This is a genomic window from Salinibacterium sp. VpJ6, from assembly GCF_059767345.1.
The window spans coordinates 1054468-1067498 of sequence record NZ_JBSOQL010000001.1 but is presented as its reverse complement, the minus strand read 5'-3'; the positions used below and the strand labels follow the sequence as shown (position 1 = coordinate 1067498).

Sequence of the window (13031 nt, the reverse complement as noted above, 5' to 3'; positions counted from 1 at the left end):
CGGCTGGTTGTTCCGCGCGTTCGACCGCTCGATACCGACGATGAGCTCGCGAAGGCGCTCGCAGCAGTGCGCGTTGAGCTCAAGCTGCCCACCGAATTCAGTGCTGAAGTCGAAGAAGCGGCTGCGGCTGCTGTAGCTGCATTCGAGCCGCCTGAGCTCGACCTCACCGCCATTCCCTTCGTCACGATCGACCCCGAGGGCGCCACCGATCTCGATCAGGCGCTCTACCTCGAACGCACCGGCGAAACGCTGCGCGTGATGTACGCGATCGCTGAAGTGCCCGCCTTCGTGCTGCCCGGTTCCCTCGTTGATGCCGAAGCTCGCAAGCGCGGTCAAACCCTGTACGGTCCCGACGACCGAGTGCCGCTGCATCCGACGATCATCAGTGAAGACGCCGCTTCGCTTCTCGCTGGTGCGACGCGTCCCGCTTTCGTGTGGACCTTCGACTTGGATGCCGCGGGCTCCGTGATCGCGACAACTCTCGTGCGCGCGCAAGTGCGTAACCGTCGCCAGTTCAACTATGTCGAAGTGCAAGAGTTGCTCGACAATGACCGCGCGGATGAATCGCTCTCGCTGCTGCCCGAGTTTGGGCGCCTGCGCACCGAGCTCGAACGCCAGCGCGGGGGAGCGAGCCTCAACCGTCCCGACGAAGAAGTGGCTGTCGTTGATGGCCAGTATGTGATCGAGCGTCGCGCCTCGCTGCCCGTCGAGGATTACAACGCCCACGTCTCGCTCATGACCGGCATGGAGGCCGCGCGCATCATGCTCGAAGGCAAGGTGGGCATTCTGCGCACGATGCCCGCGCCCGATGACGAGACGCTTGAGCAGTTCCGCCGTCAGGTAGCTAGCCTCGGATGCCCGTGGCCCGAGAACCAAAACTATGGCGAGTACTTGCGCACCCTCGACCACTCCGACCCTCGCGCCCTCGCGGCGACCCACGCCGCCACGTCTCTCTTTCGCGGAGCCGGTTACACGCCCTTCGACGGCGAACTGCCCGAAGACACCATCCAGGCCGCCGTTGCAGCGCCCTACGCTCACGCGACTGCGCCGCTGCGGCGACTCGTGGACCGCTTCGTGCTCGTGGCGTGTGAGGCAATCGTTGCTGGTCGCGATGTTCCCCAGTGGGTGCGTGAAGCGCTGCCGCAATTGCCCAAGATCATGGGCCGCACGAGTCAGCTGGCGTCGCAGTTCGACCGCTCGTCGGTAGACGTGATCGAAGCGGCACTGTTGAGGCCGCGAGTGGGCGAGGAGTTCGAGGCAACAGTGGTTTCGGAGCGCGGCGAGGGTGGCGTCATCCAGATCGCGGACCCGGTAATTACGGCCCGCATCTCCGGCACGGTTTCGGCCGGAGACACGGTGCGTGTGCGACTCGTTTCTGCCGAGATTGCTACCGGAACGATCGAGTTCGAACTCGCGTAGCTCAGCGTGAGGCGAGCGATCGCCGGAACGACGCCAGATACCGGCGCTGCGCCGCGAAGCGCACCCAGCGGGGAAGGTGCGGGTACACCGCGCGGGTGACCCGCATGATCCGGTCGAAGCGTTTCTGGTTGTGGGGCAGCGCATAGGCCCCGCGCAAGTCAGGGCTCAGCAACCCGGCGGTCAGCACGCGCACGAGCGGCATTGACGCCCGCAGCCACCACGGTCCGCCGGTCGGATGCAGCAACTGCTGGGCAACTCGGTGGCTCGCGTCCGTGACGCGCAACGAAGCCACGCTCTCGTTCCAGTAGGCGGCGAATGCCGCACGGTCGGCCGGCCACAGCGCGTGGGGAACGCCCAGCGCGGTCGCGATCACGGCGTAGTCGGCGAGCAAGGTTTCGGCATCCACTTCGCGCAACGGCCCGAATACCAACTGGCGCACGCGCATAGCGGTGTCGTACAGCGTGGCGGCAACCCACAACTGCAGCTGCGGGTCACGGGCGTCGTAGCTGTCTGCCCGCACCAGACGGTGAGCCGCGCCCACTCGCCGCGCAACCTCGGCAGCCTCAGCCGGCGTGCCATAGACGGTGACGTAGAGATACGTGAGGGTGCCATTGAGGCGATCCAAGGGGCGCCGCGCAAAGTCACTGTGCTCGGCGACCGCCTGCCCCACAGCGGGGTGCGCGATTTGCAACAGTATGGCCGCCCCGCCGCCAGCCAACAGAGCGACGTCGGCAGAGACATCCGTAATTCTGAGAGGGGCGGATGCGGGCATGAAGCCAGTTTAGAAGCGTGCAAACACAAGATTTGCTGATCTTTCGCCCTGTACAGCCCACTATCGGAAAACCCGCAACGTTAGGCACGGTAAGGTTTTCTATTGGCGCGCGACTCTGGGAGCCGACCAACTTGGCTCCGTTTCGCCGCCTTCCCCACTCACCATTACGCGCGGATTGGAATGAGCAGCGTGGATCTATATGAGTACCAGGCCAGAGACGTATTTGAGTCTTATGGCGTACCAGTACTTGCCGGCCTGATTGCCGACACCCCAGAAGAAGCCAAAGCAGCAGCCGAGAAAATCGGTGGAACCGTTGTAGTCAAGGCTCAGGTCAAGACCGGCGGTCGCGGCAAGGCGGGTGGTGTCAAGGTTGTTCACAACGCCGACGACGCTTACGCCGCAGCCGAGCAGATCCTTGGCCTCGACATCAACGGCCACACGGTCAAGCGAGTAATGATTGCTGCCGGTGCTCGCATCGCGCAGGAGTTTTACTTCTCCGTGCTGCTCGACCGAGCAAACCGCTCCTACCTTTCGCTGTGCAGCGTTGAAGGTGGAGTGGAAATCGAGGTGCTTGCTGTTGAGCGCCCCGAGGCTCTCGCCAAGATCGAGGTCAACCCGATGCAGGGTATTGACCTCGCCAAGGCCACCGAAATCGCCAAGGCTGCGAACTTCCCGGCCGAGCTCGTTGACAAGGTTGCCCCTGTCTTCGTGAAGCTCTACGACGTGTACAAGGGCGAAGACGCAACTCTCGTTGAGGTCAACCCCCTCGTGCTCACCGAAGACGGCCAGATCCTGGCTCTCGACGGCAAGGTATCGCTCGACGAGAACGCTGAGTTCCGTCACCCCAAGCACGCTGCTCTCGAAGACGCTGCAGCGGCTGACCCGCTCGAGGCGAAGGCCAAGGCCAACGACCTTAACTACGTCAAGCTCGACGGTGAAGTGGGTGTCATCGGTAACGGTGCCGGCCTCGTCATGTCGACGCTGGATGTTGTTGCCTACGCTGGCGAAAACCACGGCAACGTGAAGCCCGCCAACTTCCTCGACATCGGTGGTGGAGCCTCCGCTGAGGTTATGGCTGCCGGACTCGACGTTATTCTCAACGACCCTCAGGTCAAGAGCGTCTTCGTCAACGTCTTCGGTGGAATCACCGCCTGTGACGCTGTTGCCAAGGGAATCGTGGGTGCGCTCGCAGAACTCGGCCGCTCAGCAAACAAGCCTCTCGTTGTCCGTCTCGACGGCAACAAGGTTGAGGAGGGTCGCGCGATTCTCGCCGAAGCGAACCACCCCCTCGTGACGTTAGCCGCCTCTATGGACGAGGGCGCCGACAAGGCCGCCGAACTCGCCAACGCTGCGAAGTAAGGAACCGAGCATGTCAATTTTCCTCAACAAGGATTCCAAGGTCATCGTTCAGGGCATCACCGGCGGTGAGGGCACCAAGCACACCGCTCTCATGCTCGCTGCGGGCACCCAGGTCGTTGGCGGCGTCAACGCACGCAAGGCCGGTACCACCGTCGTCCACGGCGACGTGGAGCTGCCCGTGTTCGGCACGGTTGCTGAAGCAATGGAGAAGACGGGAGCGGATGTTTCGATCGCTTTTGTTCCTCCGGCCTTCACCAAGGATGCCGTCGTCGAAGCTATCGACGCTGAGATCCCGCTGCTCGTCATCATCACCGAGGGTGTTCCCGTCGGCGACTCGGCCGAGTTCTGGGCTTACGCGCAGGAGAAGGGCAACAAGACCCGCATCATCGGTCCGAACTGCCCCGGAATCATCACGCCCGGTGAAGCACTCGTCGGCATCACGCCCGCGAACATCACCGGCAAGGGCCCGATCGGTCTCGTCTCCAAGTCGGGAACGCTCACATACCAGATGATGTACGAACTCCGTGACCTCGGATTCTCGACCGCTATCGGTATCGGTGGCGACCCCATCATCGGCACGACGCACATCGACGCTCTCGCAGCGTTCGAGGCGGACCCCGAGACCAAGGCGATCGTCATGATTGGTGAGATCGGTGGAGACGCTGAAGAGCGTGCCGCTGACTACATCAAGGCCAACGTCACGAAGCCCGTCGTGGGCTACGTTGCTGGCTTCACGGCTCCCGAGGGTAAGACCATGGGGCACGCCGGCGCGATTGTTTCTGGCTCGGCCGGAACCGCTCAGGCCAAGAAGGAAGCGCTCGAAGCTGCTGGTGTGAAGGTCGGCAAGACGCCGTCTGAAGCTGCCAAGCTCATGCGCGAAATTCTCGAAACTCTGTAGCAAGCACTCTCGCTACACAGAAGCGCCGCCGTCCACTGGACGGCGGCGCTTCTTTCGTTAGCAGGCATGGGCGAGATGGCGCTGCCGGCAACTAGGCGTCATCGGACGAGCATTCGTGTTGTTGGGTACCGGAGGGGACTGCCGGCGGCGATTCGATGATCATGATGCTCTGGCACGGGGGCAGCTGAATGGCAGCGGGATCGACCGTCATGAGCGCAGGACCTCGCCCGGATCGATTCGCTGAGCCATTAGTTGCTCCCAGACGTCGCGCAGCCGAAGCTTTCCGGTCGCGGATCAAACACGCAACTCACCCCATCGGGCGTTCCGCCAGCGGGGGCGGCGTCTACGACGGCGGTCTTGACGGTCGACCAACTCAGAATGTCGCCCGCGACAACATCCGATTCCGGAATGTCGACCACCGCAACTTCCCGTTCGCCAATCAGGCGGCCTGAGGCGGGATCGATGATGATTTCGACGCGCACCGCATTGTTGATCTCAACACGGCCGATTGCTGTCCCCGTCGAGCCGTCAAGTGTGGCTTCGTCGTCGGTGATGGTGACACCAGGGATCATCGTTGCTGCGCTTAGCAGTGCGGCGCGGAGATCGGGAGGTGCTGTTCCTTGACGGAGAGTGTCGGCTATGAAGACGAGGGCTTCGCCGTCGGGCGATGGGCCAGCACCGAGGGTTCGAAGGTAGATAAAATTCAAGAGCAGGTAGGGGTCTCGGGGCATGGAGTCAAAGCTCCCCCAGGTGCTTTCCGCAGTATTCCCATAGAAGGCACCGGCTGGAGCCCGCAACAGCTGTGAATCCCTTCCCTGTGTGCTGGACGGGAGCCAGCGCTCCGCGGAGGCTTCGCCGCCGGGGGTGAGTACGTCGACGAGCTGGCTCGGGTTGCGCACCCACACCCAATCGTCGCTGCGGTCGGCCGGAACATAGAGCTGACTCGACTCGTTTATCCGGTACGTGATGATGGGCCCGTTGTTTTCTTGTCCATCGGTGATGTGTACGTTTTGGCTGGAAACACGGAGGTATTGCCCCTCACTGAGCGGGGCATCCGAGAATGTGAGCGCTGCGGTTGCGGCGTGCTCCAGAATTGCAGCAGCTGCGGGGTCTGCTCCACCGCGCCAGCCTCCTAGCCCGAGCACGTTCGATGCCACAAGCACGCCGACCAGCGCGAATGCTGCCGCGACGCTGAAGCCGGCGAATGCGAAGCGCCGCCGTGCGACGGATCTATCTGTGTGAGTAGACGACGTAGCTGTCACGGCAATTTCTTGCGCAGGTGTTTGCGCGTGCGCGGACTGAAAAGCGCGCTCGAGCTTGTCGAGTGATGGGGCGAGTTGTTCGGTGCTGGGTTCCGCAACGTCATTGCGCAGAGTCCGAAGCAAAGTGAGTTTGTCCATGATGTACCTCCTCCGATAGCGGCTCGGTGCGCAAAATGCGGCGAGCTCGATTCATTCGTGAGCGCACAGTGCCGATCGGGATGTCGAGGCTCTGTGCGATTTGTTCATAGGTGAAATCGCCCCACGCGAAAAGAAGAAGACAATCGCGGTCGGCACTCGACATCCGTCGCAGTCGCCGTGCCATCTTCTTCACTTCCCGCTGCGCGTCGACGAATTCATCGACGCTGGGGCTGTTGTCGTAATCCGGTTCGGCCGCAGCGCGCTCGAGGCTCTTGAGCGTGCGTGCTTCGGCAATGCGGTGACGATGGATGAGGTTCGTCGCGATCCCGAAAAGCCAGGGTCGCGCGTCATCCCGACCGAGGTCGAAAGCCGTTCGGCGCTCGAACGCGATCAGAAAAGTTTCGCTCGTGACGTCATCCGCAAGAGACTCTCCAGCACGCCGGGCAACATAGCGATGGAGTGCCCCCGCGTACCGGTGAAATAGTTCGCCGAAGGCGGCAGGGTCGCGCAAGGAACGCTCGATCACGCCGCTGTCGTTGTTCATACTTAGTGTTCTTCGCTCGACGTGTTTGAGTTCACGAAAAGTTTCCTCTGCAGCGTGCTCAGAAGAACTCGGCTCCGTGGCTGGGGGCTCCGCTGCCTTATTCGCGAAGCTCGTGCCGCACGGGCTTGAGCCGCTGCGGTGCATCGACGGCTTCGGGAAACTCGCACGTGAAGCGGCCCGAATAGCCGAAGAGAAACCCCCAGAAGCGGTTGCGCACTTCGAGAGAGATCACGAACTCATTGCTCTCATCGTCGAACGCTTCCGTAAGATCGGCGCGACCGCTGAAGAGCATCGGAAAGCGGAACGCGAGAGGGCCCTCATAGAAACGTTGGGCATCCGACCTCAAGTGCAGGGCACCGTCCGCGGTCACGGCAAGATCGAGATCGACGGCCAAGTGTTGATGCGTGCCCAAGTAGTCGACAATGCGATCGCCAGCGGTGTTGAGCACCATTGTCGCGTCGAAGCGGGTGGGCTTGCGGCGCACAGTGTATTCGCGCACAAACGTCACCGTCTCGCGACCGAAGGGGTCGCGGTAGGGAAAGTTCTCGATGCGAAAGGAAACGTTGTCGCCGATGTCTGGCGTGAGGATGTTGCGGAACCATCCGATCCAGAGAAACGGTACCGTCCACCACGGGCCACGACGGATACTCGACATGACGCCAGTGCCAACCACCCCGTAGCCCGAATCAAGACCGACTCCGAAACGCTTCTGGAGCATGGGATGCAGGCGAGCGAAGTCATCCCCGAGCACAGTGGCGAACATTGAGGTCACGGTGCCTCCAAGGCGTTGAGGGTGGCTGGTGCGTCGTCCATGGCACGCCCGCGTTGCGGCCTTCGACGGCAACGCCCTGCCCGCGGCCGGCCCGCTTTCCAGAACGCCAGTGGCGAATGCGGCTCGATGTCGCTTTCGGCCCATAGCCGCAGGCTGTCGAAGCTCCACGCGGTGAGCCATCCGACGATCGGGCGGATGAGGACGCGGTCGAGAGGGTTACCCCACGCCGGTTCGTAGTCGTAGCCGGTAATGAAGCGTGTGCCGCCAGGGATCGGAACGTAACGCCAGTAGCCGCGCCCATCGCCGAGTGGGGAGAGGCGGTCGCGCGTCGTGAACCTCAAAGCAGAGGTTCGGGTGCCGTCGGGTCTCGTGATCTCACCCCGGGTTGTTCCGGTTCCCACGATCGTGTGGAAGGGCATCCGGCGTTCGTAACGGAAGCGGTATCCGTTAGCGTCGAGCACCTCGGCTGGAGTGATGCGGCTGAAGCGCAGATCCCAGCGGCTATGAAGGTCGGTGTTTTGTGTGAGGTGCCACACCACGTCGATAGGTGCTGCGATATCGATCTCGACGTAGATCGGTGAACGCTTCATCTTCCCAGTATGGGTGAGGGTGTGCGGATGCGCGTGGCGAGAATGAGTTTTCTTCGTGCGATCTTTTGCTGCGCCACGAGTCGCGCGGACGCCTCTGAGGTGGGGTCCCCCAAAGAGCGGACAATACGTCACGTTAAGGTAACGCTGCTCGACCGAGACCCCCTATAAAGGGGTAGAACGCACATATAGTGGCTCGTGGTGAGTGCCCGACCACCAGCTTCGCAAACACGCTCTGATCAGCGTGTGCACGTCAATAAGGCAAGTCCCATTCACAGAAGAATAGGAACATTCGTGAGCATTCGAAGAGTCATATCGGTGGTGGCAACGACAACTCTTGTCGCCACTTCCCTGGTTACCGGCGCCGCACTCGGCGCCACAGCTGCACCAGCATCCATTGGTGGCGGCGGCCAAACTGAATTTACCCCGGGGCGTTACATCGTCACGATGGTGGATCAGGCTGCCGCAACCTACGACGGTGGTGTGCGCGGTTTTGATGCAACAACCCCTTCCGATGGCGAGCAACTCGACACTCGCCGCCAAGTAGTGCAGGACTACACCGAGTATCTGGAAGAAAAGCAAGAGGATGCCGCGGCATCCGTCGGCGCTGACATCGACTACTCGTACACGCTTGCGACTAACGGCTTCTCGGCCGATCTGACCGCAGCCCAAGCGGCAGAGCTTTCGGCCAACAAGCTGGTTGCGTCCATCGTTCCGGATGAGCTGAAGAAGATCACCGCAGCGCAGCGGTCAACTGAATTCCTCGGCCTCGAAGGCGCAGACGGACTCTGGGCATCCATTGGCGGTGCAGAGACCGCCGGTGAAGGAATCGTTGTCGGCGTGCTCGACACCGGATTCGCTCCCGAAAACCCGGCCTTCGCCGGTGACGCTCTCGGCAGCACGCCGGGCGCCGATCCCTACCGCAATGGCGAATCCATCGTCTTCGAGAAGTCAGACGGTCAAACCTTCACGGGTGTCTGCACCGAAGGCGACCAGTTCACCGCCGATGACTGCACGACCAAGGTCATCAGCGCTCGCTACTTTGTTGACGGCTTCGGCGCCGGCAACCTTGGCGACGCGAGCGTGGGCGAGTACGTTTCGCCGCGTGACGGTGATGGCCACGGCTCGCACACCGCGAGCACCGCAGCCGGCAACCTCGAAGTTGACGCCAACGTCGGCGGCAACGCCCTTGGCTACTTCTCGGGTGTCGCCCCCGCCGCCAAGATCGCTGCCTACAAGGTGTGCTGGAGCGGGCCAGATCCCGTAGCCACGACCGACGACGGTTGTGCATCCACTGACCTCTTGGCTGCGATCGACCAGGCTGTCGCTGACGGCGTTGACGTGATCAACTACTCGATCGGTGGAGGCGCTGCCACCAGCACCGTGTCGCCCACCGACCAGGCGTTCCTCGGTGCGGCTGCTGCCGGCGTCTTCGTCGCAGCCTCCGCCGGAAACGACGGCCCCGGAGCAACAACGCTCGACAACGCTGCACCGTGGATCACCACGGTCGCGGCCAGCACCATCCCGAACTACGAAGCCACAGTCACCCTCGGTGACGGCCAAGAGTTCGCCGGTGCATCGATCACAGTTGACCTCGACCCCGCCGCAGAACCGCTGACGGGTGAGCTCGTCAACGCTGCGGATGTCGCTCTTGAGGGCGCGGTTGACCCCAACCTGTGCCTCGCTGACACTCTTGACCCGGCTCTCGTTGTCGGCAAGATCGTGGTCTGTGAGCGAGGTGTCATCGCTCGCGTTGACAAGTCGGCCGAGGTTGCTCGCGCCGGCGGTATCGGCTCGGTTCTCGTCAACGTCACTCCGAGTTCGACTGACCTCGACACTCACGTGATTCCGACCATCCACTTGGATGCTCAGTATCGCGATGCTGTTGTTGCGTACGCCTCGACTGAAGGCGCCACGGCGACCTTTACGCCGGGCAACGAAACCGCGTACCAGCCGCCGACCCCTCAGGTCGCTGGCTTCTCGTCGCGCGGTCCCGTTGAAGCTGACGGTAGCGACATCATCAAGCCCGACGTGTCGGCCCCCGGCGTCGGGATCCTCGCCGCTAGCGCCAACGCTGAAGGAGCCGAGCCCACGTTCGCACTGCTCTCGGGCACCTCGATGTCGTCGCCGCACGTTGCTGGTCTCGCCGCTCTGTACCTCGGCGAGCGCCCTAACGCGACTCCCGCCGAGATCAAGTCGGCGTTCATGACAACCGCCTACGACACCGTGGACGGCGACGGAAATCCCGTTACTGATCCCTTCACACAGGGCTCGGGTCACGTGGACCCCACCAAGTTCTTTGAACCTGGCCTGCTCTATTTGAACGGCATCGGCGATTGGCTGTCCTACATTGAGGGCGCTGGCTACGACGTGCTCGACCCCGCGGTCGAAGCGATCGATCCCAGCAACCTCAACCTGGCATCCATTGGTATCGGTTCGCTGACGGCGCCCGAAACGATTACTCGTACCGTGACCTCCACTCAGGCGGGCACGTTCGAGGCATCCATCTCGGTGCCCGGCATCGACGCCACCGTTTCGCCCTCCACGCTGACCTTCGGTGCGGCAGGCGAAACTCAGAGCTACGAAGTGACAATCAGCCGAACGGATGCTCCGCTCGACCAGTTCACGACCGGTGCTCTCACGTGGACCAGCGGCGACACTGTCGTGCACAGCCCCATCGCAGTACGCCCCGTCACGATCCTGGCGCCGGACACAGCTAGCGGAACCGGCACTTACGGCGCCGTCGAAGTGACGGTCACGCCCGGCGGAAATGGCGACATCCCGCTGACCTCGACCGGGCTCACCGCTGGTGTCTTCTATGAGGACCCCACGGGCACCGAAACCGATCACTCGGGATCTGGTGTTGCCGGAGATGAGTTCCAGTACGCGGCAACCGTGCCTGAGGGCACGACCTACGCGCGTTTCGATCTCGACTCGATCGACGACACGGCAGACCTCGACCTCGTCGTGTACCTGCTTGATGACGCGGGCACGCCTATTGCCGGGTGGCAGTCAGCCACGGGTGCTGCGGATGAGCGAGTGAACCTTGCTGATCCGACTCCGGGTAACTACCTCGTGCTCGCCTCGGTTTATGCGGCTAATCCCGCTACCGCGTTCGACGTGCGAACCTTCGCCGTTGTTCCGGGTGCCGGAGAGCCGCTGGGTCTCGACCCTGCCGTGTTGTCGGGCGTTCAGGGCGAAGCCGTGAGCTACACCGCATCGTGGGAGGGCCTTGCCCCGTTCACGAACTACCTCGGTCTGGTGAGCTATGGCGACACGGGTGCCACCACCGCAATTGAAGTTGTGACGCAGGAGGACGTTCTGCCGGGAACTCCGGTAAACACCGTTCTGCCCACGATCTCGGGCAAGCCTCTGGTCGGCAAGAAACTCACGGCTAACCCCGGTGAGTGGGATGTCGACGGGCTGAAGTACAGCTACCAGTGGCAGGCGAACGGCGAGAACATCGCCGGCGCCGACAAGCGCAAGTACACGGTCACGAAGGCTGACGAGGGCAAGGCGATTACCGTCGTTGTCACCGCCAGCAAGAAGGACCTGCCGAGCGCGAGCGCAACCTCCGAGGCTGTGATGATCAACTACAGCTCGAGCGTGAGCCTGTCGGTGAGCAAGCACATCGCGTTCTCCTGGAACACCGTGAGCGCCACCATCCGCGTCGCTACTGGCGAGGATGCTGCCGCGACCGGAACGGTCAAGGTAACCGTCGACGGCAAGAAGGTCGACACGATCACGCTCGACGAGTCGGACAACGGAAAGGTGACGGTGAAGCTGCCGAAGCTTGATCGTGGCCTGCACCAGGTTCGCGCGGAGTTCACTCCGGCCGGCGACAACGTCACGGGCTCAAAGAGCAGTAACGACTGGGTCTGGATCGTCTTCTAGGCGGCACTCACTCAGTAGCTAACCCACGACAACAACGGCTGGTCACCTCCCCACGGGTGGCCAGTCGTTGTTGTTTCTTCGTGCGGGAATCTCCGCCGTGAGATCGCCGCTTTGCGGTAGGCCGCAGCGCGCTTGTGGGTGCTGCGGGGTACTCTCGGCAACGACATGAATCGCCAGCTCACCCTCCTCTTCGCCGCCTTCGAGGCGCTGCTCGTTGTCGCTATCGGGATTGCGATTCCGCTGGTGCCGCTGACGCTGCTGTGGGGCGTCCACTACGGTCTGGCGATTGACTGGACGGTGTTCTGGCGCACGGCGGTCGACATTTGGCTCGTCGGTCATGGCACCGACATCACCGTCGTCCTTGATCCGGCAGTGGCGAGTTCGGTCGGCCTTGCCGCCGCGAGCACTCCCGTCACGATCACGATGGCGCTTTTGGGCTTTGCCCTGCTCACTCTTCTCTTGGGTGTGCGCGCTGGTCGCCGCGTCGCCGAGACTTCGCACGTGCTGTTAGGCACGCTCGCGTCCCTTGCGACGTTCGGGTTGGCGTCGCTCGTACTGACGCTGTCGGCGCTGCACCCGGTGGCGCGTCCGTCGCTGTGGCAGGGCACTCTGTTGCCGACCCTCGTCTTTGCGCTCGGCCTGCTGATCGGCAGCCAGATCGTGTCGGCAAGCAATCCCGTTTCTGGGGGCATCCGTCGCTGGATTTCTGGATGGCCAGCTCACGTGCGCACGATCGTCTCGACCTCTCTGCGCGGTGGCGCCATCGCGGCTGCCGGGTTGTTCGCAGTCGCTTCGCTCATCACGACGGCGGCGATTGTCACGTCGTTCGCCGACATCATCACGCTCTACGAAGGGCTTCACACCGAGGTACTGGGTGGCGTCGCGGTCACGATCGGCCAACTCGCTCTTCTCCCCAACGTCGTCATCTGGGCGGCCTCGTGGCTCGTCGGCCCCGGCTTTGCGATTGGCACCGGCTCGGCGGTCTCACCGCTTGCGACCACGCTCGGGCCCGTTCCCGCGATCCCGCTGTTGGGCGCGCTACCCGGGGGAGATTTCGCTTTCGGTTTCGTAGGGCTGCTTGCTCCGATTGTGGTGGGCTTTTTGGTCGCCGCCGTTCTTGGCCCGCGCATCGCCGGCGAACTTCGTCGCCGCGAGCTGGCGATAGTGGCGCTGGGAATCGGTGTCACGGCCGCGGTAATCGTGGGAGGGCTGGCCTGGGCATCCGCTGGTTCAGCTGGTCCTGGCCGTTTGGTGGATGTCGGCCCCCAGCCCTGGATCGTCGCCGCGTGGGCTGCGCTTGAATTCTCGGTCGCGGCGGGGCTCGGCCTCGTGGCGGCTGCTCGCCCGGAACGCGCTGACGACGGGTTCACTGAGCGCTAGGCTGGG

At 62.9% G+C, this 13031-nt stretch carries 10 protein-coding genes; 5 read left to right on the top strand and 5 right to left on the bottom strand.

Annotated elements, in window-relative coordinates:
- Positions 1-3 precede the first annotated feature (3 nt).
- Complete coding sequence (locus tag ACWTV1_RS05235; protein ID WP_498505031.1) at positions 4-1419, top strand: RNB domain-containing ribonuclease; 1416 nt, start codon at positions 4-6, stop codon at positions 1417-1419.
- Position 1420: 1 nt separating this feature from the next.
- On the opposite strand, the gene ACWTV1_RS05230 is transcribed toward ACWTV1_RS05235, so the two are convergent.
- Positions 1421-2191 carry an oxygenase MpaB family protein gene (locus tag ACWTV1_RS05230; RefSeq protein WP_498504394.1) on the bottom strand — a complete coding sequence of 257 codons (771 nt, stop codon included), beginning with the start codon at positions 2189-2191 and terminating at the stop codon, positions 1421-1423.
- A 189-nt stretch (positions 2192-2380) separates the two neighbouring features.
- Between ACWTV1_RS05230 and sucC the strand changes: the two genes are divergently transcribed.
- Both sucC and sucD read left to right on the top strand, forming a co-directional pair.
- Entirely contained in the window at positions 2381-3550 is a 1170-nt protein-coding gene (sucC, locus tag ACWTV1_RS05225) for an ADP-forming succinate--CoA ligase subunit beta (RefSeq protein WP_498504393.1), read from the top strand.
- Between the two features lie 10 nt (positions 3551-3560).
- The gene (gene sucD / locus ACWTV1_RS05220) at positions 3561-4448 is read left to right on the top strand and encodes a succinate--CoA ligase subunit alpha (RefSeq protein ID WP_498504392.1); all 888 of its coding nucleotides are present in this window, start codon (positions 3561-3563) and stop codon (positions 4446-4448) included.
- Positions 4449-4696: 248 nt separating this feature from the next.
- Here the strand turns inward: sucD and ACWTV1_RS05215 are convergent, their stop codons facing one another.
- The 4 genes from ACWTV1_RS05215 to ACWTV1_RS05200 form a co-directional block, all read right to left on the bottom strand.
- Positions 4697-5848, bottom strand: a complete 1152-nt coding sequence (locus tag ACWTV1_RS05215) for a hypothetical protein (protein ID WP_498504391.1) — start codon at positions 5846-5848, stop codon at positions 4697-4699.
- Entirely contained in the window at positions 5811-6392 is a 582-nt protein-coding gene (locus tag ACWTV1_RS05210) for an RNA polymerase sigma factor (protein WP_341619259.1), read from the bottom strand. Before ACWTV1_RS05210 ends, ACWTV1_RS05215 begins: the two co-directional genes overlap by 38 nt.
- A gap of 97 nt (positions 6393-6489) precedes the next feature.
- Positions 6490-7155 carry a DUF4166 domain-containing protein gene (locus ACWTV1_RS05205; RefSeq protein WP_498505030.1) on the bottom strand — a complete coding sequence of 222 codons (666 nt, stop codon included), beginning with the start codon at positions 7153-7155 and terminating at the stop codon, positions 6490-6492.
- 5 nt (positions 7156-7160) lie between these two features.
- Complete coding sequence (locus ACWTV1_RS05200; protein WP_498504390.1) at positions 7161-7754, bottom strand: SRPBCC family protein; 594 nt, start codon at positions 7752-7754, stop codon at positions 7161-7163.
- A gap of 291 nt (positions 7755-8045) precedes the next feature.
- Here ACWTV1_RS05200 and ACWTV1_RS05195 point away from each other — a divergent pair, with 291 nt between their 5' ends.
- Positions 8046-11645: a S8 family serine peptidase gene (locus ACWTV1_RS05195; protein ID WP_498504389.1), complete on the top strand. Its 3600-nt coding sequence runs from the start codon at positions 8046-8048 to the stop codon at positions 11643-11645.
- A 165-nt stretch (positions 11646-11810) separates the two neighbouring features.
- Positions 11811-13025, top strand: a complete 1215-nt coding sequence (locus ACWTV1_RS05190) for a cell division protein PerM (protein ID WP_498504388.1) — start codon at positions 11811-11813, stop codon at positions 13023-13025.
- The last annotated feature ends 6 nt before the right edge of the window (positions 13026-13031 follow it).